Below are 21,634 nucleotides of genomic sequence, written 5' to 3'. Positions count from 1 at the left end.
CCCGCACGGAGATTCGTCATGACCCCTGAAGTGGCTGTCGACCTGTTTCGCAATGCCCTGTGGCTGACCACCATGATGGTCGGCATCCTGGTGGTGCCAAGCCTGGTGGTGGGGTTGATCGTGGCCATGTTCCAGGCGGCCACGCAAATCAACGAACAGACCCTGAGCTTTCTGCCGCGCCTGCTGGTGATGCTGATTACCCTGATCATCGTTGGCCCCTGGCTGGTGCGCACGTTCATGGAGTACATCACCAACCTGTACACCAGCATCCCGCAGTTGATTGGATGAACCCGCTCCTGCACCTGACCGACGCGCAGATCGGCGCCTGGGTCGCCAGCTTCGTGCTGCCGCTGTTTCGCGTGGGTTCCATGCTGATGGCCATGCCGGTATTTGGTACCACCATGGTGCCCAAGCGCGTGCGCCTGTACCTGGCGCTGGCCATTACCGTGGTGATCGCGCCATCGCTGCCGCCCATGCCGGTGGTCGATTCCTTGACGCTGCCCAGCCTGATGCTGGTGGGCGAGCAGATCATCATCGGCTCGTTGCTGGGCTTCTCCCTGCAGATGCTGTTCCAGGCGTTTTTGATTGCCGGGCAAATCCTGGCCATCCAGATGGGCATGGGCTTCGCGTCCATGAACGACCCGGTCAACGGCGTGCAGACGGCGGTGGTGGGGCAGTTCTTCACCATGCTGGTGACCCTGCTGTTCCTGGCCATGAACGGCCACCTGGTGGCATTCGAGGTGTTGGTGGAAAGCTTCACCACCTTGCCGGTGGGCGGCGGTGTGCTGGTGAGTCAGTTCTGGGAGCTGATCATGCACATGAGTTGGGTGCTGGCGGCGGCAGTGATTCTGGTATTGCCGGCCATCACCGCGCTGCTGGTGGTCAACGTGGCGTTCGGGGTGATGACTCGCGCCGCGCCGCAACTGAACATTTTTTCCATTGGTTTTCCGTTGACGCTGGTGATGGGCATGGTGATTCTGTGGCTCAGCCTGGCGGACATTCTCAATCAATACCAGCCGATGGCCTCCGAGGCCTTGCAGTGGCTGCGCGAACTGGCACGGGCACGCTGACATGGCCGAAAGCGAGAGTGGTCAGGACAAGACAGAAGACCCCACGGACAAAAAGCTCCGTGAGGCCCGCGAACGCGGTGAGGTGGCGCGATCCAAGGAGCTGAACACCCTGGCGGTGATGATTGGCGGCTGCGGCGCGCTGCTGGCCTACGGCGGCCACCTGGCGCAGACGATGATGGAGTTGATGCGCATCAACTTCACCATCAGCCGCGAAACCCTCATGGACCAGAGCCAGATGGGCGTACTGTTGCTGGCCTCGGGCAAGATGGCCATCGACGCCGTGCAGCCGATTCTGCTGGTGCTGCTGATCGTCTCGTTCGTGGCGCCCATCTCCCTGGGCGGCTGGCTGTTCTCGCCGGGCTCCATGGCGCCGAAATTCAGTCGCATGAACCCCATCAGCGGCATCAAGCGCATGTTCTCCATGCACGCTCTCACCGAGCTGCTCAAGGCCCTGGCCAAGTTCTTCGTGGTGCTGCTGGTGGCGTTGTTCGTGCTGAACAAGGACCGCAACGACCTGCTGAGCATCGCCCATGAGCCGCTGGAAATGGCGATTATCCACTGTGTGCAACTGGTGGGTTGGAATGCGCTGTGGATGTCCATGGGGCTGCTGATCATTGCTGCGGTGGACGTGCCGATCCAGATGTACCAGGCGCGCCAGAAACTGCTGATGACCAAACAGGAGGTGCGCGACGAGCACAAGGACAGCGAGGGCCGGCCGGAGGTCAAGCAGCGCATTCGCCAATTGCAGCGCGAGATGTCCCAGCGGCGCATGATGTCAGCCATTCCCACTGCCGACGTGATCATCACCAACCCCACCCACTATGCCGTGGCGCTCAAGTACGACCCGGAGAAGGGCAATGCGCCGATGCTGCTGGCCAAGGGTAGCGACTTCATTGCCTTGAAGATCCGCGAGATCGGCAACGAGCACAACATCCAGATCCTCGAATCGCCGGCGCTGGCGCGCTCCATCTACTACTCCACCGAGCTTGAGCAACAAATTCCCGCGGGGCTCTACCTGGCCGTGGCCCAGGTGCTGGCCTACGTCTACCAGATCCGCCAATACCGCGCCGGGCGCGGCAAGCGGCCCAACCCGCTCAAGGACCTGCCGATACCGCCGGACCTGCGTCGCGACAACTGACCGTCGCCGCGCCTGACACAACCTCGGAGCAGCCGCAGGCTGCGACAAGGTTCGCAGGGCCTTCAGCGGTGTCCAGGTGATCGCGGGCGTGCGTTGCACGCCTTCGCAGCCTGGCGGCAGCTACGGGCGGGCGGCAGCCTACGGGGGGAGGGAGCCGCGAATTTCCTGGCGTCGGCAAAAGTTGGAAAGGTTCTTGCACAGGCATACCCACAACGCCATCAGGCGTCAAAAGTTTGCTTGAGATCACGGGGACTATCGGTGGATCGCACTCAGTTAATCAACACCGCGCGCAGCAACCTGGTCGGCCTCGGCCGGGGCAGTCTGGGTGTGCCGCTGTTGCTGTTGATCATGCTGGCAATGATGATGTTGCCGGTCCCGCCGTTCCTGCTCGACGTGTTCTTCACCTTCAACATCGCCTTGTCGATCGTGGTGCTGCTGGTGTGCGTATACGCCCTGCGGCCGCTGGATTTCGCGGTGTTCCCCACCATCCTGCTGGTGGCCACGCTGCTGCGCCTGGCGCTGAACGTGGCGTCCACCCGCGTGGTGATGCTGCACGGCCATGACGGCCACCAGGCCGCAGGCAAGGTGATCCAGGCCTTCGGTGAAGTGGTGATCGGCGGTAACTACGTGGTCGGTGCGGTAGTGTTCGCCATCCTCATGATCATCAACTTCGTGGTGGTGACCAAGGGTGCCGGGCGTATCTCTGAGGTGAGCGCGCGTTTCACCCTGGACGCCATGCCCGGCAAACAGATGGCCATCGACGCCGACCTCAATGCCGGCCTGATCGACCAGACCCAGGCCAAGCTGCGCCGCCTGGAAGTGGCTCAGGAAGCCGAGTTCTACGGTTCCATGGACGGTGCCAGCAAATTCGTGCGCGGTGACGCCATCGCTGGCCTGTTGATTCTGTTCATCAACCTGCTGGGCGGCATGGCCATTGGTATCTTCCAGCACGGCTTGAGCTTCGCCGACGCCGGTAAGGTTTACGCCCTGTTGACCATCGGTGACGGATTAGTGGCACAGTTGCCATCACTGCTGCTGTCCACCGCAGCCGCCATCATGGTGACCCGTGCTTCGGGCTCCGAAGACATGGGCAAGCAGATCAACCGGCAGATGTTCGCCTCGCCCAAGGCGCTGGGTGTTTCGGCCGGCCTGATGACCATCATGGGCCTGGTGCCGGGCATGCCCCATGTGTCCTTCCTGTTCCTGGCCATGTTGGCTGGTGGTGCAAGCTACCTGGTGTGGAAAAAGCAGAACGAGATCAAGGTGGCTGCTGCGGCCGAGGTTCAGCGTCAACAGGACCTGCTGCCGTCGCCCACCCGCTCCCAGGACACCAAGGAGCTGGGTTGGGATGACGTGACCCCTATCGACATGATCGGCCTGGAAGTGGGCTACCGCCTGATTCCACTGGTGGACCGCAACCAGGGCGGTCAGTTGCTGGCGCGGATCAAGGGCGTGCGCAAGAAGCTGTCCCAGGACCTGGGCTTCCTGATGCCCACCGTGCACATTCGCGACAACCTGGACCTGGCGCCCAGCGCCTACCGCCTGACGCTGATGGGCGTGATCCTGGCCGAAGCCGAGATCTACCCGGACCGCGAGCTGGCGATCAACCCGGGGCAGGTCTTTGGCACCCTGAACGGTATTACCGCCAAGGATCCGGCTTTTGGCCTGGACGCGGTGTGGATCGAATTGAGCAACCGCCCCCAGGCGCAGTCACTGGGCTACACCGTGGTGGACGCCAGTACCGTGGTGGCCACGCATTTGAACCAGATCCTGTCCAAGCATGCTCACGAGCTGATTGGCCACGAAGAAGTCCAGCAATTGCTGTCGGTACTGGCCAAAGGCTCGCCTAAGCTTGCTGAAGAACTGGTGCCAGGTGTGCTGTCGCTGTCCAACCTGCTCAAGGTATTGCAGGCGCTGTTGGCCGAACAGGTGCCGGTGCGCGACATTCGCAGCATTGCCGAAGCCATCGCCAACAATGCCGTGAAGAGTCAAGATACTGCCGCTTTGGTCCAGGCCGTGCGGGTTGGTTTGAGCCGCGCAATCGTGCAAAGCATTGTAGGGCTTGACTCCGAGCTGCCTGTTATCACCCTGGAGCCAAGGTTGGAACAGATATTGCTCAATAGTTTGCAGAAGGCCGGTCAAGGTCAGGAAGAAGGCGTTCTGTTGGAGCCAAGCATGGCCGAGAAGCTGCAACGTTCCCTGATCGATGCGGCGCAACGCCAGGAAATGGCCGGGCAACCGGTGATCCTCCTGGTAGCAGGCCCGATCCGCGCGATGCTCTCGCGCTTCGGCCGGCTGGCAGTACCAAATTTACATGTCTTGGCGTATCAGGAAATTCCTGACAACAAGCAAGTGACCATCGTTGCGACAGTAGGGCCCAACGGCTGAGGTAGTGGGTTATGCAAGTTAAGCGTTTTTTCGCCGCCGATATGCGTCAGGCCATGAAATTGGTCCGTGACGAGCTGGGCGCCGATGCCGCGATCATCGGCAACCGTCGGATTGCCGGCGGTGTCGAGCTCACTGCCGCGCTGGACTACAAGTTGTCGGCGCTGGCACCGCGCGTGCCGAACATGGAGCTTGAAGATGAGCTGCGCAAGACACAGTCGCGCATCGTCAACGCCCAGGCCGAACTGACCACCCGTGGCGAAAGCGACGCGGTCACCAATCGGCAACTGTTTGCCGGCCTGCCGCTGACCGCGGCCGAGCCGCTGGTGGAGCCCACGCTTCAGGAACCGCCACGCCCGCAGGCCCCGCCTGCCGCCGCGCCGGTAGACCAGCGCCTGTTCGAGTCCATGCGTTCGGAGCTCAACGGCCTGCGCGAGCTGCTGGAAGTCCAGCTCGGCTCGCTGGCCTGGACCCAACTGCAGGGCAGCAAGCCGGCCCAGGCCAACCTCTGGCGCCGCCTGCAACGCATCGGCCTGTCGGGCCCGCTGTCGCGCGAGCTGCTGGACATGGTGGGCGAGATCAATGAACCACGCCAGGCCTGGCGCATGCTGCTGGCGCACCTGGCGCGCATGATCGTCACGCCGCAAGTGGAGCCACTGGAGGAGGGCGGTGTGATCGCCATGGTCGGCCCAGCCGGCATGGGCAAGACCACCACCCTGGCCAAGCTGGCCGCCCGTTACGTGCTCAAGTACGGCGCGCAGAACATCGCGCTGGTGAGCATGGACAGCTTTCGCATTGGTGCCCAGGAGCAACTCAAGACCCTGGGGCGCATCCTCAACGTGCCGGTAACCCACGTCGACCCGGGCCAGTCCCTGGCCCAGGCGCTGGAGCCGCTGTTGCGCAAGCGCGTGGTGCTGATCGATACCGCCGGCCTCCAAGCCAGCGATCCGGCCCTGCGCCTGCAACTGGAAAGCCTGGGCGGTCGTGGCATCAAGTCGCGCAATTACCTGGTGCTGGCCACTACCAGCCAGAAACAAGTGTTGTCTGCCGCTTACCATAGTTACAAGCGCTGTGGGCTGGCAGGTTGTATCCTGACGAAATTGGACGAATCGGCAAGCCTCGGCGAAGTGCTGAGCCTGGCGATTGGTCATGAACTACCAGTGGCTTATCTCACCGACGGGCCACGCATTCCGGACGATCTGCACCTGCCACGACGGCACCAGTTGGTGAGCCGCGCGGTGAACGTGCAAATGCAGGATGAGCCCAGCGAAGAGGCCATGGCCGATATGTTCGCTGATCTCTACCACAGCCCGAGCAAACGTGTTGGCTGAGGTGAATGTTTTGAAGTCGTTGCAATTTATCTACATCGTTGGTCTGCCGGGCATTTTTCATGTTGTTGAAAGCGCAGCCAGTCATGTGGCCTCGGTCAAGTAAGACAAGGTAAAGAACGAACATGGGCAGCATGCATCCCGTACAGGTGATCGCGGTGACCGGCGGCAAAGGTGGCGTCGGCAAGACTAACGTGTCAGTGAACTTGTCTCTGGCTCTGGCTGAGCTTGGCCGTCGTGTCATGCTGCTGGACGCCGATCTGGGGCTGGCGAACGTCGACGTCCTGCTGGGCCTGACACCCAAACGAACCCTGGCTGATGTCATCGAGGGGCGCTGTGAGCTGCGCGACGTATTGCTCCAGGGCCCCGGTGGCATCCGCATCGTGCCGGCCGCCTCCGGTACCCAGAGCATGGTGCACCTCACGCCAGCTCAACACGCCGGCCTGATACAGGCCTTCAGCGACATTGGCGACAACCTCGACGTGCTGGTGATCGACACGGCCGCAGGTATCGGTGATTCGGTGGTCAGCTTCGTGCGCGCCGCCCAGGAAGTCCTGCTGGTGGTGTGCGACGAGCCCACCTCCATCACCGACGCCTACGCCCTGATCAAGTTGCTGAACCGCGACTACGGCATGAACCGCTTCCGCGTGCTGGCCAACATGGCCCAGAGCCCGCAGGAAGGGCGCAACCTGTTCGCCAAGCTGACCAAGGTGACCGACCGTTTCCTCGACGTGGCCCTGCAATACGTGGGCGCCGTGCCGTATGACGAATGCGTGCGCAAGGCCGTGCAGAAGCAGCGCGCGGTGTACGAGGCGTTCCCGCGTTCCAAATGCGCGCTGGCGTTCAAGGCCATTGCGCAGAAGGTCGATACCTGGCCGTTGCCAGCCAACCCACGCGGGCACCTGGAGTTCTTCGTCGAACGCCTGGTGCAGCAGACCAGTGCAGGTCCCGTATCATGAGCGCCAGCGGCTATCGGATGTACAGCAAGGCCTCCCGCGAGTCCCAGCAGTACGAGCTGATCGAGCGCTATGCGCCGCTGGTCAAACGTATCGCCTACCACTTGCTGGCGCGCCTGCCGGCCAGCGTGCAGGTGGAAGACCTGATCCAGGCCGGCATGATCGGCCTGCTGGAAGTGTCGACCAAATACGACTCAACCAAGGGCGCCAGCTTCGAGACTTACGCCGGTATCCGCATCCGCGGTGCCATGCTCGACGAGGTCCGCAAGGGCGACTGGGCACCCCGTTCGGTGCACCGCAATACCCGCATGGTCAGTGACGCCATTCGCGCAATTGAAGCGAAAACCGGTCGTGACGCTAAAGATCATGAGGTTGCGGCCGAACTCCAGTTGAGTCTGGACGATTACTACGCGATTTTGAACGATACCCTGGGCAGTCGCCTGTTCAGCTTCGACGACCTGTTGCAGGACGGCGAGCACGAAGGTCTTCACGAGGATGGCGCCAGCGCGGGCCTGGAGCCCTCGCGCGACCTGGAGGACGAGCGCTTCCAGAAGGCCCTGGCCGATGCCATTGCCAACCTGCCGGAGCGTGAGCGCCTGGTGCTGGCCCTCTATTACGACGAGGAGCTGAACCTCAAGGAGATCGGCGAAGTGCTGGGGGTCAGCGAGTCGCGGGTCAGTCAGTTGCACAGCCAGTGCGCGGCACGTCTGCGCAGCCGGCTGGGTGAGTGGCGCGCACGCGCATAAAAGGGTTTTCAAGGTTCGGGTATCACTGCCATTACCTTTTGTGGGAGCGGGCTCTGCCCGCGAAGCAGACACCGCGGTGGACGTTTCGCGGGCAGGGCCCGCTCCCACGAAAGCAGATAACGGTGATGCCGGGCTGGATTTGGGGATGCGGCATGGGTATTTTCCTTGCCGCACGTCATGTAGTGCACTAGCCAGATTTGATTGAATGCGTGTCCGGGGACCGGATGCGTTTAAGACTGCTTGGAGGTCTAATTGGACAAGAACATGAAAATCCTCATCGTTGACGACTTTTCGACGATGCGGCGGATCATCAAGAACCTGTTGCGCGACCTGGGGTTTACCAACACCCAGGAAGCCGATGACGGCACCACCGCGTTGCCGATGCTGCACAGCGGCAGCTTCGACTTCCTGGTGACCGACTGGAACATGCCAGGCATGTCCGGCATCGACCTGCTGCGCCAGGTGCGTGCCGACGAACGCCTCAAGCACCTGCCGGTGCTGATGGTGACCGCCGAAGCCAAGCGCGAGCAAATCATCGAAGCGGCCCAGGCCGGCGTCAACGGCTACGTGGTCAAGCCATTCACGGCACAAGTGCTGAAAGAGAAAATCGAAAAGATTTTCGAGCGCGTCAATAGCTGATGTCCGCCACGGGGGTGCTATGGAGCCTACAAACTCATCTTTGGGCGACTTTGAGTCGACGCTGAAGAAACATGCCCGGGAGTTGGTCGAAAGCCTTGAAAGAGGCAAGTTCGGCGACGCCGTGCAACTGATCCATGAGCTGAACCAGACCCGTGATCGTGGCCTGTACCAGGAAGTCGGCAAGCTCACCCGCGAATTGCACAGTGCGATCGTCAGTTTCCAGATTGACCCGCACATGCCGCAAGCCGAGGAAGTGTCTCAGATCACCGATGCCACCGAGCGCCTGTCCTACGTGGTCAGGCTTACCGAGGGTGCAGCCAACCGCACCATGGACCTGGTGGAGCAAAGCACGCCGGTACTCAACGAGCTCAGCACCGAGGCGAAAGCCCTCAGCGCTGACTGGCAGCGCTTCATGCGCAAGGAAGTCGGCGCCGCGGAATTCCGCGAGCTGGCACGCCGCGTCGACGGCTTTTTGACGCAAAGCGAGCAGGGCACCCGCAAAGTGTCCGGTGCGCTGAACGACATTCTGCTGGCGCAGGATTACCAGGACCTCACCGGTCAGGTGATCAAGCGTGTGACCCAACTGGTCACCGAAGTTGAAAGCAACCTGCTCAAACTGGTGCTCATGGCCAGCCAGGTAGACCGCTTCGCGGGCATCGAACACGACCGCGAAGAGCTTCGTGCGGAAAAAGATCAAGAAAAACATCCAACTCGGGGTGAAGGTCCGCAGATTCATGCCGATAAGCGTGAAGACGTTGTGTCCGGTCAGGACGATGTCGACGATCTGCTATCCAGTCTTGGTTTTTAAGGGGCACGTTAAATGAGCTTCGGCGCCGACGAAGAAATCCTCCAGGATTTCCTGGTAGAAGCCGGTGAAATTCTTGAGCAACTCTCCGAACAATTGGTCGAGCTGGAAAGCCGGCCCGATGACGGTGATTTGCTCAATGCAATTTTTCGCGGATTTCACACTGTAAAAGGGGGCGCCGGCTTCCTCCAGCTCAACGAGCTGGTGGAGTGCTGTCACATCGCCGAGAACGTGTTCGACATCCTGCGCAAGGGTGAGCGTCGCGTTGACTCGGAACTGATGGACGTGGTGCTCGAAGCGCTGGACGCGGTGAACGGCATGTTCACCGAGGTCCGTGAGCGTACCGACATCACCCCGGCCACGCCTGAACTGCTTGCAGCGCTGTCGCGCCTGGCAGAACCGGCTGGGCCCGAAGAAGCCCCGGCGGCGGTCGAAGCGCCCGCTCCGGTTGAGGAAGTGGCTGACTCGGGTGACATCACCGACAGTGAGTTCGAACAGCTGCTGGACTCGCTCAGTGCCGTCAAGGCACAAGCCGAAGCCCCTGCCGCCCAGGCACCCGCTGCCCAGGCCTCGGCTGCGGCCAGCGATGAAATCACCGACGACGAATTCGAATCGCTGCTCGACCAGTTGCATGGCAAGGGCCAGTTCGCGCCTGACGCCGTGGCACCGGCCAGCACGCCGGCTACCGCCGGTGTTGCCAGCGACGAAATCACCGACGACGAATTCGAAGCCTTGCTGGACCAGTTGCACGGCAAGGGCAGTTTTGTCCCTGACGCGCTGGCTGGCGATGCCAAGCCTGCCGAGCCCCAGGCGCCTGCAGCCCAGGCGCCGAAAGCCGGCGGTGAAGACCTGATCACCGACGACGAGTTCGAGTCGCTGCTCGACGAGCTGCACGGCAAAGGCAAGTTCACCGAAGCTGCGGCGGCAACCGCTGCTACCGTGGCTGCCCCGGTTGTTGCCAAGCCTGTGGCCAAACCGGCTGCCGCGCCCGTACCGGCCAAGGCCGCGCCTGCCGCTGCCGCACCGGCTCGTGCTGCTGCGCCCGCCCCGGAAAAGCATGCGGCCAGCGAAGCGGAAACCACCGTGCGGGTCGACACCGCGCGCCTGGACGAAATCATGAACATGGTTGGCGAACTGGTGCTGGTGCGTAACCGCCTGGTGCGCCTGGGTGCCAACAGCGGCGACGAGGCCATGCAGAAGGCCGTGTCCAACCTCGACGTGGTCACCGCCGACCTGCAGACCGCGGTCATGAAGACCCGCATGCAGCCGATCAAGAAGGTCTTCGGGCGCTTCCCTCGGCAGGTCCGCGACTTGGCACGCCAGCTCAAGAAAGAGATCAACCTGGAGCTGATCGGCGAAGAGACCGACCTGGACAAGAACCTGGTGGAGGCCCTGGCCGACCCGCTAGTGCACTTGGTGCGCAACGCAGTCGACCACGGCATCGAAACCCCGGAAGAGCGCGAAGCCACCGGCAAGTCGCGCAACGGCAAGGTGGTGCTGTCGGCCGAGCAGGAAGGCGACCACATTCTCTTGTCCATCAGCGATGACGGCAAGGGCATGGACCCCAACGTGCTGCGTGCCAAGGCCGTGGAAAAGGGCCTGATGGACAAGGACGCCGCCGACCGCCTGAGCGAGACCGACTGCTACAACCTGATCTTCGCCCCGGGCTTCTCCACCAAGACCGAGATTTCCGACGTGTCCGGCCGCGGCGTGGGCATGGACGTGGTGAAGACCAAGATCTCCCAGCTCAACGGCTCGATCAACATCTACTCGGCCAAGGGCCAGGGTTCGAAGATCGTCATCAAGGTGCCGTTGACCCTGGCGATCATGCCGACGCTGATGGTGATGCTGGGCAACCAGGCCTTCGCCTTCCCGCTGGTGAACGTCAACGAGATCTTCCACCTGGACCTGTCGCGCACCAACGTGGTCGACGGCCAGGAAGTGGTGATCGTGCGCGACAAGGCCTTGCCACTGTTCTACCTCAAGCGCTGGCTGGTGAGTTCGGCAGCGCATGAGGAACAGCGCGAGGGCCATGTGGTGATCCTGTCGGTCGGCACCCAGCGCATCGGCTTCGTGGTCGATCAACTGGTGGGCCAGGAAGAGGTTGTCATCAAGCCGCTGGGCAAGATGCTCCAGGGTACGCCGGGCATGTCGGGCGCCACCATTACCGGTGACGGTCGTATTGCCTTGATTCTCGATGTTCCGAGCATGCTCAAGCGCTACGCAGCGCGGCGTATTTGATTCTGGGGGCAGGGCGCAAGGTGCGCCCGCCCCCTAATGGAGTGTTTATGGCAGTCAAGGTCCTGGTGGTGGATGATTCCGGTTTCTTCCGCCGCCGCGTCTCGGAAATTCTTTCGTCGGACCCCGCTATCCAGGTAGTGGGTACCGCCACCAATGGCAAGGAAGCGATTGACCAGGCGCTGTCGCTCAAGCCTGACGTCATCACCATGGACTATGAAATGCCCATGATGGATGGCATCACCGCTGTGCGGCACATAATGCAGCGCTGCCCCACCCCAGTATTGATGTTCTCCTCGCTCACTCACGAAGGCGCCCGGGTTACCCTGGATGCGCTGGACGCGGGGGCGGTGGATTACCTGCCGAAGAATTTCGAAGACATCTCGCGCAACCCCGAGAAGGTCAAGCAGATGCTGTGCGAGAAGGTGCACACCATTTCGCGCAGCAACCGTCGTTTCAGCAGCTACAGTGCCCCGGCTGCAGCGCCTGCGCCCACCCCGGCACCGGCCGCAGCACCCGCCAGCAGCCTGGGCCACAGCCATGCGGCCCCGGTACGCCCGGCACCCGCGCGCGCACCGATGGGCAGTCATGCACCGGCTTCGGCGGCCGGCGCGCCGTCGTCGCCAGCACCCAAGCGCAAGAACTACAAACTGGTGGCCATTGGTACGTCTACCGGCGGCCCGGTGGCCCTGCAACGGGTGCTCACCCAGTTGCCCGCCAACTTCCCGGCGCCCATCGTGCTGATCCAGCACATGCCGGCGGCCTTTACCAAGGCCTTTGCCGAGCGCCTGGACAAGCTGTGCCGCATCAGCGTCAAGGAAGCCGAGGACGGCGACGTGCTGCGGCCCGGCCTGGCACTGCTGGCCCCCGGCGGCAAGCAGATGATGGTGGACGGCCGCGGCGCGGTGAAAATCCTGCCCGGGGACGAGCGCCTCAACTACAAGCCGTGCGTGGACATCACCTTCGGTTCGGCCGCCAAGTCCTACGGTGACAAGGTGCTGGCCGTGGTACTGACCGGCATGGGCGCCGACGGCCGCGAAGGTGCGCGCCTGCTCAAGCAGGGCGGCGCTCACGTGTGGGCACAGGATGAAGCCAGCTGCGTGATCTATGGCATGCCCATGGCCATCGTCAAAGCCAACCTCGCCGACGCCGTCTACGGCCTGGACGATATCGGTCGGCACCTGGTCGAGGCCTGTGTCTGATGGACGTTCTCAGCTTACTGGGCCTGTTGCTGGCCTTCATCGCCATCATCGGCGGCAACTTTCTGGAAGGCGGCCACCTGTCGGCGCTGCTCAACGGCCCGGCGGCACTGATCGTGATTGGCGGCACGTTGGCGGCTTGCCTGTTGCAGTCGCCCATGAGCGCGTTCAAGCGCGCCATGCAAATCGCCATCTGGATTCTGTTTCCGCCGCGCATCGATTTGGCCGGCGGCATCGACCGCGTGGTCAACTGGAGCCTCACCGCTCGCAAGGAAGGCCTGCTGGGCCTGGAGTCGGTGGCCGACACCGAGCCCGACAGTTACTCGCGCAAGGGCCTGCAACTGCTGGTTGACGGCGCCGAGCCGGAAGCCATCCGCAGTATTCTGGAAGTGGATTTCCTCACCCAGGAGGCCCGCGATATCCAGGCCGCCAAGGTGTTCGAGAGCATGGGCGGCTATGCGCCCACCATCGGTATCATTGGTGCGGTGATGGGCCTGATTCACGTGATGGGCAACCTGGCTGATCCGTCGCAGTTGGGTAACGGCATTGCCGTGGCGTTTGTCGCCACCATTTACGGCGTGGCCACGGCCAACCTGATCCTGCTGCCCATTGCCAACAAGCTCAAGGCCATTGCCATTCGCCAGTCGCGTTACCGTGAAATGCTGCTCGAAGGCATCCTGTCCATTGCCGAGGGTGAGAACCCACGGTCCATCGAGCTCAAGCTGCAAGGCTTCATGGAGTGAGGGAATAGCCATGGCCCGCCGTCGTCATACCGAAGAGCACGAAAATCACGAACGCTGGCTGGTGTCCTACGCGGACTTCATTACGTTGCTGTTCGCGTTTTTCGTGGTGATGTACTCGATCTCGTCGATCAACGAAGGCAAGTACAAGGTACTGTCCCAGGCGCTGGTGGGGGTGTTCAACGACCCCCAGCGCAGCCTCAAGCCCATTCCCATCGGCGACGAGCGGCCGCTGACCATGCGCCCCTCGGAGCCGGTGGTGACCGACAGCGAACAGCCCGACGCGGGCATCGCCAGCGCCGCCGACGACCCCCTCAAGAGTATCGCCGACCAGGTGCGCGACGGCTTTGGCGACCTGATCAAGTCCAACCAGCTGACCGTTCGCGGCAACGAGCTGTGGATCGAGATCGAGCTCAAGTCCGGCCTGCTGTTTGGCAGCGGTGACGCGATACCCAGTGACAAGGCGTTCACCATCATCGAGAAGGTGGCCAACATCATCAAGCCGTTCGGCAACCCCATCCATGTGGAAGGATTTACCGACGACCAGCCGATCCGCACCGCGCAGTACCCCACCAACTGGGAGTTGTCGTCGGCGCGAGCGTCGAGCATCGTGCGCATGCTGGCCATGGAGGGCATCAACCCCAGCCGCATGGCGTCCGTGGGCTACGGCGAGTTCCAGCCCATCGACACCAATGCCACGGCCGACGGGCGGGCCCACAACCGTCGGGTGGTCCTGGTGATTTCCCGCAACCTCGACGTGCGGCGCAGCATTACCGGCGCGGGCAGCGCGAATGTGACGCCGGACGCGGCGTTGCGTCGTGCTGGCACACAAACTGCACCGTCGCCCGTATCGCAGTCGGTAAGGGGTAATGCTGTCAATTCCCCGTCGCCGGCCTTATAACTTGAGTCGCATGTCTCGGTAGGCAAACGCTGCCGTGCCGGGAGGAAGCAATCCCATGAGAGTCTGGGCAGTAGCCAACCAAAAAGGTGGAGTCGGCAAGACCACCACCTCCATCGCCCTGGCCGGCCTGCTGGCCGAGGCGGGCAAGCGCGTGGTTGTGGTCGACCTTGACCCCCACGGTTCCATGACCAGTTACTTCGGGCACAACCCCGATGCCCTGGAGCACAGCTGCTACGACCTGTTCCTGAACAAGGGCCAGGTGCCGCAGGGCTTGCCGGGGCAGCTGTTGCTGCCCACCAGTGACGACAAAATCGCCCTGCTGCCGTCGAGCACGGCGCTCGCCACCCTTGAGCGTCAGTCACCCGGGCAGAGCGGCCTGGGCCTGGTAATCGCCAAAACTCTGGCGCAGCTGTGGCAGGATTTCGATTACGCCATTATCGACAGCCCTCCGTTGCTGGGCGTGCTGATGGTCAACGCCCTGGCGGCCAGCCAGCAGCTGGTGATTCCGGTGCAAACCGAATACCTGGCGGTGAAGGGCCTGGAGCGCATGGTTGGCACCCTGGCCATGATCAACCGCTCGCGCAAGCAGCCGCTGCCGTTCAGCATCGTGCCTACCCTGTTTGACCGGCGCACCCAGGCGTCCATGGGTACCCTGCGGGTGCTCAAGGATGCGTACCCCGAGCACATCTGGCAGGGCTACATTCCGGTGGACACGCGCCTGCGTGACGCCAGCAGCAAAGGCCAGACGCCTTCGCAGTTCGACGCCAAGAGCCGCGGCGTGGTGGCGTACCGGCACTTGCTCAAGCACCTGCTGGCGCAGCAACTTGTCGCGCAGCAGGTGGCGTGATGAACCGTCCGGTGAACATCGCCACCAAGCCGCAGGTTGCCCTGCAGTCCTATCTGGATGGGCTGCTGCAGGACGCCACCGAAGAACTGGAAGCCAGCAACCAGGTCCTTGATGAATTCCAGGCCGCGGTGCTTGAGGAACAGGTGCGCGATGCGCGCCCCGAACCCAAGGCTGTGGCCGCCCCGGCGCCAGCGCCCGTAGCGCCTGAGGTAGTTGCGCCGCCGGCCCCGGTTGTGCCAAAACCTGCGCCGTTGGCGCCAGTGGTCGAGGCTGCGGCTCCAGTTTTCCCGCCGGTGGCCGAAGTAGTGGCAACACCGGTTGAACCTGTGGTTGAGGTACACCGCCCGTCGCCACCGGGCGCCGTGCCGCCAGGCAGTGAAGATGGCCGGCCCAGCTGGGCGGCCGAGCCGTTCGAGTGCCTGTTGTTCGACGTCGCCGGTTTGACCCTGGCGGTGCCGCTGGTGTGCCTGGGGTCGATCTACGCGCTGGCCGGTCACGAGCTGACGCCGCTGTTTGGCCAGCCCAACTGGTTTCTGGGGATTCTGCCCAGCCAGGGCGGCAACCTTAAGGTGCTGGATACGGCGCGCTGGGTAATGCCCGACCGCTACCGCGATGATTTTCAGCAGGGCCTGCAATACGTTATTTCGGTGCAGGGCTACGAGTGGGGGCTGGCGGTGCATCAGGTCAGCCGTTCGCTGCGCCTGGACCCCAGCGAGATCAAGTGGCGCAGCCAGCGCGGCCAGCGGCCATGGCTGGCGGGCACGGTGATCGAGCACATGTGCGCGCTGCTGGACGTGTCGGCCCTGGCCGAACTGATTGCCAGCGGCGCCGTGAAACACATGCAACAACTTAAATGATAGGCGGCGCCGCGCCGGCGCCTCTGTACTGCACACACACCGTCATCACGGTTTTCGAGAGGTTAGGGGTATGAAGAAGTCGTCTGCACAAGGTTCCGAAGATCCTATTCTGCAGTGGGTAACCTTTCGCCTGGATAATGAGTCGTATGGCATCAACGTGATGCAAGTACAGGAAGTACTGCGCTACACCGAAATTGCCCCGGTCCCGGGTGCGCCAAGCTACGTGCTGGGCATCATCAACCTGCGCGGCAACGTGGTGACCGTGATCGACACCCGTCAGCGCTTCGGCTTGATGCCGTCCGATGTCAGCGATAACACCCGCATTGTGATCATCGAAGCCGACAAGCAAGTGGTCGGGATTCTGGTGGACAGCGTTGCGGAAGTGGTTTACCTGCGTCAGTCGGAAGTGGAAACTGCACCGAACGTGGGTAACGAAGAATCGGCCAAGTTCATCCAGGGCGTGTGCAACAAGAATGGCGAACTGCTGATTCTGGTCGAGCTGGACAAGATGATGTCCGAGGAAGAATGGTCCGAGCTGGAGAGCATCTGATTGATTTTAGAGGTAGGCGTCATCGTTCTGGCCATTCTGTGGGTGGCCACGCTCGCGGTATTGCTGGCCAACATCCGCGGGCAGCGTGAAATCGCCGCCCAGCAGGCGGCCGGCGATGCCATTCGCGACCAGCGCATCAAGGACCTGGCGCGGCGCGTCGAGGACTACCAGAACGGCACCGTGCGCATGGGTGAAGACCTGCACGAGCTGCGCGCCGTGGTTGCGCCTTTGCCCGACAAGTTGTCCATGCTGGAGCAGCGTGACCCCTCCAGCCTGTCCTTCGCCCAGGCGGCGCGCCTGGTGGGCATGGGTGCCAGCGTCGACGAGCTCACCCAGTCCTGCGGCCTGACCCAGGCCGAGGCGGAGCTGATGAGCAAGCTGCACCGCGGTTAGCAGCCGTGTCGCGCTGCGGGAGCGGGCCGTGCCCGCGAACCTGGCGCCACGGCCTGGCAGGCGTGGTGCTTAATGGGCGGCTGCGGCCGTGATGCCCTTGGGCAACGCCTTCGTCAGCATCACCGCCACCATGGCAATCCCCAGCCCCAACCCTACCCAATGAAACGCATCGTTGTAGGCCATTATCAGCGCCTGCTGGTGCACGATCTCGCTCATCTTGCCTAACGCCGCCGTATCGCTGCCCAGGCGTTCGCTCAACTGCCCCAGCCGTTGCGCCACCTGCGGATTGCCCGGCACCACGGCTTCGCGCAAATAATCGAAATACACCTTGGTGCGCGCGTCCAGCAATGTGGCCAGTAACGCGATACCAATGGCGCCGCCCAGGTTGCGCAGGATGTTGAACAGGCTCGACGCCGAGCCTGCGTCCTGGGGTTGCAGGTAGGCCGTGGCAATCAGCGAGATGGTCACCATGATCAGCGGCTGGCCCAGGGCGCGGATGATCTGGATCTGGTTGAACTGGGTGCCGGCAAAGTCGGGGTTGAGCACGCCGCTGGAAAAACTCGCCAGGCCGAACAGCCCGAAGCCCAGGGTGCAGAGGATCTTTGGCGAGATGATCTTCATCAGTTGCGGCACCAGCGGGATCAGCACCAGTTGCGGCAGGCCCATCCACATGATCACTTCGCCAATTTGCAGGGCGTTGTAGTTCTGCACCTGGGCCAGGTACAGCGGCAGCAGGTAGATTGAGCCGTACAGCCCCACGCCCATGCCCAGGCTGGCGATGCTGGACAGGCCGAAATTACGGTTGCGCAGAATGCCCAGGTTGATCAGCGGGTTGGGTCGCGACACCTGCAAAATCACGAAGGTGGTCAGGCTCAGCAAGGCAGTGACGGCCAGAATCACGATCTCGGTGGACTCCAGCCAGCCCTGGCGGTGGCCCTCTTCCAGGAACACTTGCAGGCACCCCAGGCCCAGGCCCAGGGTGAGGATGCCGGCGTAGTCGGTGCTTTTCAGCAGTTCCCAGTGCGGGGCTTTCTTCTCCAGGCCGTACAGCAGCCCGCCAATCATGATCAGCCCGGGCGGTACGTTGATGTAGAAGATGTACTCCCAGCCGAAGTTCTCCGTCAGCCAGCCACCCAGGGTAGGGCCGATGGAGGGGGCGAAGGTGGCGGTCATGGCGAACATGGCCATGCCCTTGGCGCGGTGGTGGTCGGGCAGCTTGATCAGGGTGAGGGTGAACGCCAGGGGGATCAGCGCGCCGCCGGTGAAACCCTGCATGGCCCGGAACACGATCATGCTCTCCAGGTTCCAGGCCATGGAACACAGCAAGGATGACGCCAAAAAGCCCAATGACACCCACACTGCCAGGCGCCGGGCCGAGAGCAACTGCACCAGCCAGGCGGTGAGGGGGATCATGATGATCTCGGCCACCAAGTACGAGGTGGAGATCCAAGAGCCTTCCTCCAGGGTGGCGGACAGGGCGCCCTGGATATCCTTGAGCGAGGAGTTGGTGATCTGGATGTCGAGCACGGCCATGAAGGCGCCGAGCATCACGCTCATCACCGCTATCCAGTCGCGCCGGCTGGGTTCACCCACCGGGCGTAGCAGTTGGTCACCGGCCATCGACGATATTGACGCTGGCAGTGACTGACATGCCCGGGCGGATCTTGCCGTGCAAGGGGTTCTCCGGGCTGAACGTCAGCTTCACCGGGATACGCTGCACCACCTTGGTGAAGTTGCCGGTGGCATTGTCCGGGGGCAGCAGGCTGAATTGCGCGCCGGAGGCGGCGAACAGGCTGTCGACACGGCCATCGATGGGCTGGTCGGGAAAACTGTCGAAGGTCAGCTTCACCGCCTGGCCGGGCTGCATGTGGCCGATCTGGGTTTCCTTGAAGTTGGCCTGCACCCAGATGGCCTCGTCCGGCACGATGGACAGCAGGTAGGCGCCAGCCTGCACGTATTGCCCAGTGCGCGCGGCGCGTTGGCCGATCATGCCGCTGATGGGCGCGTGGATCTGGCTGCGCGCCAGGTTTACCTCGGCCTGGGCCAGGTCGGTGCGGGCCGTGGCGACCTGCGCGTCAAGGCGCTTGATCTCGGCGTTCAGGGCGTTGACCTGCTGGCGCTGGCCTTGCACGTCGGCTTGGGCCTTGCTGACCTGGGAGTGGGCCACGCGGGTGTCGGCCGACAGCGTGGTCACCCGTTCTTCGGACACATAGCCCGGGCCGCGCAGGGCCTGGGCGCGGTTCAGGTCGATCTGCGAGCGCCCCAGGGTGGCCTGGCTGGCGGCCACTTGCGCCTCGCCGGCGGCGATCAGGCTGGCCTGCTGGGTGAGTTTGCTCTGGGCTTGCAGGCGCTCTGCCTGGCGCGTGTCCAGGGTGGCCTGGGCGCGCTCCACGGCGAACTGGAAGTCGGCGGCCTCCAGGGTCACCAGCAGGTCGCCCTGTTTCACGTGCTGGTTGTCCTGCACCAGCACCTGGTCGATGCGCGCACCCAACTGGCTGGACACGCGGGTGATCTCACCCTGCACGTAGGCGTTGTCGGTGGTCTCGTAAAAACGGCCCTTGAACCACCAGTGGGCAAGGAAAGCGGCGGCAATCAGCAGGACAAGGGTGGCAAAAACAAGCAGTCGGCGTTTGAGCGGCGCAGGCATGGTCGATCCGTCGAAAGGGTGGGGCAGGGTGCCAGGCCTGGATGATCTGGCCTTGGCGGCCCACCGGCAAGCGGCAATCATGCCGTTGATGGCTGGTAATGTGGCGCATTGCTGGAGAATGACGTGGTGGGCCTGCTAACATCCGCCCTTTGATTCACTCTGCTCGAGACCTTTCATGACCGTTCGTACGCGTATCGCGCCATCGCCCACCGGCGACCCCCATGTCGGCACGGCCTACATTGCCCTGTTCAACTATTGCTTTGCCAAGCAGCATGGCGGCGAGTTCATCCTGCGCATCGAAGACACCGACCAGTTGCGTTCGACCCGCGAGTCCGAACAGCAGATTTTCGACGCCCTGCGCTGGCTGGGCATCGAGTGGAGCGAAGGCCCGGATGTAGGCGGCCCGCACGGCCCGTACCGGCAGAGCGAGCGCGGCGACATCTACAAGCAGTACGCCCAGCAACTGGTCGACCTGGGCCACGCCTTCCCGTGCTTCTGCACCGCCGAAGAGCTGGACCAGATGCGTGCCGAACAGCAGGCACGCGGCGAAACCCCACGCTATGACGGCCGCGCCCTGCTGCTGTCGGCTGAAGAAGTGGCCAGCCGCCTCGCCGCCGGCGAGCCGCACGTGATCCGCATGAAGGTGCCGAGTGAAGGCGTGTGCGTGGTGCCGGACATGCTGCGTGGCGACGTGGAAATCCCTTGGGACCGCATGGACATGCAAGTCCTGATGAAAACCGACGGCCTGCCTACCTACTTCCTGGCCAACGTGGTGGACGACCACCTGATGGGCATCACCCACGTGCTGCGTGGCGAAGAGTGGCTGCCGTCCGCGCCCAAGCTGATGAAACTGTACGAATACTTCGGGTGGGAACAGCCCAAGCTGTGCTACATGCCGCTGCTGCGCAACCCCGACAAGAGCAAACTGTCCAAGCGCAAGAACCCTACCTCGGTGACGTTCTACGAGCGCATGGGCTTCATGCCCGAGGCCATGCTCAACTACCTGGGCCGCATGGGCTGGTCCATGCCGGACGAGCGCGAAAAGTTCTCCCTGGCGGAGATGGTCGAGCATTTCGACCTGTCGCGCGTGTCCCTGGGCGGTCCGATCTTCGACATCGAGAAGCTCTCCTGGCTCAACGGCCAATGGCTGCGCGAATTGCCGGTGGAAGACTTTGCCACCCGCGTGCAGAAGTGGGCGTTCAACGCCGACTACATGATGAAGATCGCGCCACACGTGCAAGGTCGCGTCGAGACCTTCAGCCAGATCGCCCCCCTGGGCGGTTTCTTCTTCGCCGGTGGCCTGCAACTGGACGCCAAGCTGTTCGAGCACAAGAAGCTCAGCGCTGACCAGGTGCGCCAGGTGATGCAGTTGATCCTGTGGAAACTGGAGTCGCTGCGTGCCTGGGAAAAAGACCGCATCACCGCCACCATCCAGGCCGTGGTCGAGTCGCTGGAGCTGAAGCTGCGCGACGCCATGCCGCTGATGTTCGCCGCCATCACCGGCCAGGCCAGTTCGGTGTCGGTGCTAGACGCCATGGAAATCCTTGGCCCTGACCTGACCCGCTTCCGCCTGCGCCAGGCGCTGGACCTGCTGGGTGGCGTGTCGAAGAAAGAAAACAAGGAATGGGAAAAGCTGCTGGCCACAATCGCCTGACCGGGCTTTTGTGGGAGCGCGCTCTGCCCGTGAAAAGAACACCGCGGTGTCTGCTTCGCGGGTAGAGCCCGCTCCCACAACGATGTTTGTCGTGGTATTGAGTTGATTGGCCCAGCAAATTCGGGGCAGGGCGCCCGTTTCGTCGGTAAGTGGTTGTATTGCTGGAAAAATCTTTTGAATTTTTTCAAAAATAAGTTTGACAGCCTTTTGATCCGGTCTTAATATGCGCCCCGTCCACACAGCAACACGCAGAAATGCGAAGCGCTGAAGATTGTGGGGCTATAGCTCAGCTGGGAGAGCGCTTGCATGGCATGCAAGAGGTCAACGGTTCGATCCCGTTTAGCTCCACCAATTTCCAGGCCTGAAGTCGTTGTTTGACTTCGGTCAGATCAGATCCAGACTGATCAAGGTAAGAAGGTTTTGTCCCCTTCGTCTAGTGGCCTAGGACACCGCCCTTTCACGGCGGTAACAGGGGTTCGAGTCCCCTAGGGGACGCCAGTATCGCAGAAGCAGCTTTCACCGGTTGCTCCGTCGCAAGACG

The 21,634-nt window shown here is 62.7% G+C and carries 20 protein-coding genes and 2 tRNA genes; 20 read left to right on the top strand and 2 right to left on the bottom strand.

Going from position 1 to position 21,634, the window contains the following annotated elements:
• Positions 1-18: 18 nt before the first annotated feature.
• From fliQ to PMM47T1_RS26205, 17 genes are all read left to right on the top strand, one after another.
• Positions 19-288 carry a flagellar biosynthesis protein FliQ gene (fliQ, locus tag PMM47T1_RS26285; RefSeq protein ID WP_008374857.1) on the top strand — a complete coding sequence of 90 codons (270 nt, stop codon included), beginning with the start codon at positions 19-21 and terminating at the stop codon, positions 286-288.
• Positions 285-1,070 carry a flagellar biosynthetic protein FliR gene (gene fliR, locus PMM47T1_RS26280; RefSeq protein WP_008374855.1) on the top strand — a complete coding sequence of 262 codons (786 nt, stop codon included), beginning with the start codon at positions 285-287 and terminating at the stop codon, positions 1,068-1,070. Before fliQ ends, fliR begins: the two co-directional genes overlap by 4 nt.
• Before the next feature lies 1 nt (position 1,071).
• Complete coding sequence (flhB, locus tag PMM47T1_RS26275) at positions 1,072-2,208, top strand: flagellar biosynthesis protein FlhB (RefSeq protein ID WP_008374853.1); 1,137 nt, start codon at positions 1,072-1,074, stop codon at positions 2,206-2,208.
• Positions 2,209-2,466: 258 nt separating this feature from the next.
• Complete coding sequence (flhA, locus tag PMM47T1_RS26270; protein WP_008374851.1) at positions 2,467-4,596, top strand: flagellar biosynthesis protein FlhA; 2,130 nt, start codon at positions 2,467-2,469, stop codon at positions 4,594-4,596.
• An 11-nt stretch (positions 4,597-4,607) separates the two neighbouring features.
• A complete protein-coding gene (flhF, locus tag PMM47T1_RS26265) occupies positions 4,608-5,924 on the top strand; it encodes a flagellar biosynthesis protein FlhF (protein WP_008374848.1) in 1,317 nt (438 codons plus the stop codon).
• Between the two features lie 122 nt (positions 5,925-6,046).
• Entirely contained in the window at positions 6,047-6,880 is an 834-nt protein-coding gene (fleN, locus tag PMM47T1_RS26260) for a flagellar synthesis regulator FleN (protein WP_008374846.1), read from the top strand.
• The gene (fliA, locus tag PMM47T1_RS26255; protein WP_238536662.1) at positions 6,874-7,623 is read left to right on the top strand and encodes an RNA polymerase sigma factor FliA; all 750 of its coding nucleotides are present in this window, start codon (positions 6,874-6,876) and stop codon (positions 7,621-7,623) included. Before fleN ends, fliA begins: the two co-directional genes overlap by 7 nt.
• Before the next feature lie 264 nt (positions 7,624-7,887).
• Entirely contained in the window at positions 7,888-8,262 is a 375-nt protein-coding gene (locus tag PMM47T1_RS26250) for a chemotaxis response regulator CheY (RefSeq protein WP_177323407.1), read from the top strand.
• Between the two features lie 19 nt (positions 8,263-8,281).
• On the top strand, positions 8,282-9,070 hold the full coding sequence (locus PMM47T1_RS26245; RefSeq protein ID WP_008374840.1) for a protein phosphatase CheZ: 789 nt from the start codon (positions 8,282-8,284) through the stop codon (positions 9,068-9,070).
• A 12-nt stretch (positions 9,071-9,082) separates the two neighbouring features.
• The gene (locus PMM47T1_RS26240; RefSeq protein ID WP_008374838.1) at positions 9,083-11,308 is read left to right on the top strand and encodes a chemotaxis protein CheA; all 2,226 of its coding nucleotides are present in this window, start codon (positions 9,083-9,085) and stop codon (positions 11,306-11,308) included.
• Positions 11,309-11,355: 47 nt separating this feature from the next.
• A complete protein-coding gene (locus PMM47T1_RS26235; protein WP_008374836.1) occupies positions 11,356-12,507 on the top strand; it encodes a protein-glutamate methylesterase/protein-glutamine glutaminase in 1,152 nt (383 codons plus the stop codon).
• Positions 12,507-13,247 carry a flagellar motor protein gene (locus tag PMM47T1_RS26230; RefSeq protein ID WP_008374834.1) on the top strand — a complete coding sequence of 247 codons (741 nt, stop codon included), beginning with the start codon at positions 12,507-12,509 and terminating at the stop codon, positions 13,245-13,247. The genes PMM47T1_RS26235 and PMM47T1_RS26230 overlap by 1 nt, the downstream gene beginning before the upstream one ends.
• A gap of 10 nt (positions 13,248-13,257) precedes the next feature.
• Positions 13,258-14,145: a flagellar motor protein MotD gene (motD, locus tag PMM47T1_RS26225; RefSeq protein ID WP_008374832.1), complete on the top strand. Its 888-nt coding sequence runs from the start codon at positions 13,258-13,260 to the stop codon at positions 14,143-14,145.
• Positions 14,146-14,200: 55 nt separating this feature from the next.
• A complete protein-coding gene (locus PMM47T1_RS26220; protein ID WP_008374830.1) occupies positions 14,201-14,992 on the top strand; it encodes a ParA family protein in 792 nt (263 codons plus the stop codon).
• A complete protein-coding gene (locus PMM47T1_RS26215) occupies positions 14,992-15,849 on the top strand; it encodes a CheW domain-containing protein (RefSeq protein WP_008374829.1) in 858 nt (285 codons plus the stop codon). The genes PMM47T1_RS26220 and PMM47T1_RS26215 overlap by 1 nt, the downstream gene beginning before the upstream one ends.
• A gap of 70 nt (positions 15,850-15,919) precedes the next feature.
• Positions 15,920-16,399 (top strand): chemotaxis protein CheW, encoded by a 480-nt coding sequence (locus tag PMM47T1_RS26210; RefSeq protein ID WP_008374825.1) that lies wholly within the window; start codon positions 15,920-15,922, stop codon positions 16,397-16,399.
• Positions 16,400-16,792, top strand: a complete 393-nt coding sequence (locus tag PMM47T1_RS26205) for a DUF2802 domain-containing protein (protein ID WP_008374823.1) — start codon at positions 16,400-16,402, stop codon at positions 16,790-16,792. It abuts the gene before it with no gap.
• A gap of 69 nt (positions 16,793-16,861) precedes the next feature.
• Here the strand turns inward: PMM47T1_RS26205 and PMM47T1_RS26200 are convergent, their stop codons facing one another.
• Complete coding sequence (locus PMM47T1_RS26200; protein WP_177323408.1) at positions 16,862-18,352, bottom strand: MDR family MFS transporter; 1,491 nt, start codon at positions 18,350-18,352, stop codon at positions 16,862-16,864.
• A 49-nt stretch (positions 18,353-18,401) separates the two neighbouring features.
• Positions 18,402-19,439: an HlyD family secretion protein gene (locus PMM47T1_RS26195; protein ID WP_008374817.1), complete on the bottom strand. Its 1,038-nt coding sequence runs from the start codon at positions 19,437-19,439 to the stop codon at positions 18,402-18,404.
• 175 nt (positions 19,440-19,614) lie between these two features.
• Here PMM47T1_RS26195 and gltX point away from each other — a divergent pair, with 175 nt between their 5' ends.
• From gltX to PMM47T1_RS26180, 3 genes are all read left to right on the top strand, one after another.
• The gene (gene gltX / locus PMM47T1_RS26190) at positions 19,615-21,093 is read left to right on the top strand and encodes a glutamate--tRNA ligase (protein WP_008374815.1); all 1,479 of its coding nucleotides are present in this window, start codon (positions 19,615-19,617) and stop codon (positions 21,091-21,093) included.
• 275 nt (positions 21,094-21,368) lie between these two features.
• Positions 21,369-21,444: transfer RNA gene (locus PMM47T1_RS26185), tRNA-Ala, on the top strand.
• A gap of 71 nt (positions 21,445-21,515) precedes the next feature.
• Positions 21,516-21,591: transfer RNA gene (locus PMM47T1_RS26180), tRNA-Glu, on the top strand.
• Positions 21,592-21,634 lie beyond the last annotated feature (43 nt).

Source organism: Pseudomonas sp. M47T1 (assembly GCF_000263855.1).
Taxonomy (GTDB): domain Bacteria; phylum Pseudomonadota; class Gammaproteobacteria; order Pseudomonadales; family Pseudomonadaceae; genus Aquipseudomonas.
The sequence above is the reverse complement of the archived record's forward strand: the minus strand, read 5'-3'. Positions and strand labels throughout refer to the sequence as shown.

What these genes read in the sequence shown, in the direction of transcription:
- fliQ (WP_008374857.1), top strand. Translation starts at nt 19, where the DNA reads ATGACCCCTGAAGTGGCTGTCGACCTGTTTCGCAATGCCCTGTGGCTG.
- fliR (WP_008374855.1), top strand. Translation starts at nt 285, where the DNA reads ATGAACCCGCTCCTGCACCTGACCGACGCGCAGATCGGCGCCTGGGTC.
- flhB (WP_008374853.1), top strand. Translation starts at nt 1,072, where the DNA reads ATGGCCGAAAGCGAGAGTGGTCAGGACAAGACAGAAGACCCCACGGAC.
- flhF (WP_008374848.1), top strand. Translation starts at nt 4,608, where the DNA reads ATGCAAGTTAAGCGTTTTTTCGCCGCCGATATGCGTCAGGCCATGAAA.
- fleN (WP_008374846.1), top strand. Translation starts at nt 6,047, where the DNA reads ATGGGCAGCATGCATCCCGTACAGGTGATCGCGGTGACCGGCGGCAAA.
- PMM47T1_RS26250 (WP_177323407.1), top strand. Translation starts at nt 7,888, where the DNA reads ATGAAAATCCTCATCGTTGACGACTTTTCGACGATGCGGCGGATCATC.
- PMM47T1_RS26245 (WP_008374840.1), top strand. Translation starts at nt 8,282, where the DNA reads ATGGAGCCTACAAACTCATCTTTGGGCGACTTTGAGTCGACGCTGAAG.
- PMM47T1_RS26240 (WP_008374838.1), top strand. Translation starts at nt 9,083, where the DNA reads ATGAGCTTCGGCGCCGACGAAGAAATCCTCCAGGATTTCCTGGTAGAA.
- PMM47T1_RS26235 (WP_008374836.1), top strand. Translation starts at nt 11,356, where the DNA reads ATGGCAGTCAAGGTCCTGGTGGTGGATGATTCCGGTTTCTTCCGCCGC.
- PMM47T1_RS26230 (WP_008374834.1), top strand. Translation starts at nt 12,507, where the DNA reads ATGGACGTTCTCAGCTTACTGGGCCTGTTGCTGGCCTTCATCGCCATC.
- motD (WP_008374832.1), top strand. Translation starts at nt 13,258, where the DNA reads ATGGCCCGCCGTCGTCATACCGAAGAGCACGAAAATCACGAACGCTGG.
- PMM47T1_RS26220 (WP_008374830.1), top strand. Translation starts at nt 14,201, where the DNA reads ATGAGAGTCTGGGCAGTAGCCAACCAAAAAGGTGGAGTCGGCAAGACC.
- PMM47T1_RS26215 (WP_008374829.1), top strand. Translation starts at nt 14,992, where the DNA reads ATGAACCGTCCGGTGAACATCGCCACCAAGCCGCAGGTTGCCCTGCAG.
- PMM47T1_RS26210 (WP_008374825.1), top strand. Translation starts at nt 15,920, where the DNA reads ATGAAGAAGTCGTCTGCACAAGGTTCCGAAGATCCTATTCTGCAGTGG.
- PMM47T1_RS26195 (WP_008374817.1), bottom strand. Translation starts at nt 19,439, where the DNA reads ATGCCTGCGCCGCTCAAACGCCGACTGCTTGTTTTTGCCACCCTTGTC.
- gltX (WP_008374815.1), top strand. Translation starts at nt 19,615, where the DNA reads ATGACCGTTCGTACGCGTATCGCGCCATCGCCCACCGGCGACCCCCAT.